This is a genomic window from Vibrio sp. T9, from assembly GCF_003123985.1.
GTDB classification, from domain to species: domain Bacteria; phylum Pseudomonadota; class Gammaproteobacteria; order Enterobacterales; family Vibrionaceae; genus Vibrio; species Vibrio diabolicus.
Window position 1 is genome coordinate 1 of the sequence record NZ_NIGY01000091.1, and the last position, 383, is coordinate 383.

Annotated in this window: 1 pseudogene; it reads right to left on the reverse strand. The window is 46.0% G+C overall.

The features are described 5' to 3' along the window. Window positions 1-383, reverse strand: a pseudogene (locus CBX98_RS25570) (immune inhibitor A domain-containing protein); the annotation flags it as partial.

A 383-nucleotide genomic window follows, 5' to 3' on the forward strand; every position in this document is an offset into this window, starting at 1 on the left:
TGATACTGATATTGTCTATAGTAATACCTGATTCACTCACCCCTTCATCGGTCACATAGTTCAATTCAATCGTCACAGCTTTGCCTGCGTAGGCTGATAAATCATATTCCAACCCCACCCAAGCATCACTGCCTACTGCTGTCGAAATACTCGATGATTTACCCGTAATAATATGTCGAGCGCTGTTAATCGCGTTGACGGGCTTAGTGTAATTGCCCGCAATCGCCACACCGTTCACTTTGACCTGCATATAGTCGTAGTCGGCTTCAATCTCCCAACTCGCCTGCATCGCAAGCGTGAATTTTTCACTCGTCGACGGCAAATTTGCCGTAAAGCTCATGCTGTTGCTCAGCATGTTTCCTTGGCCAGAATAATACTGGTAA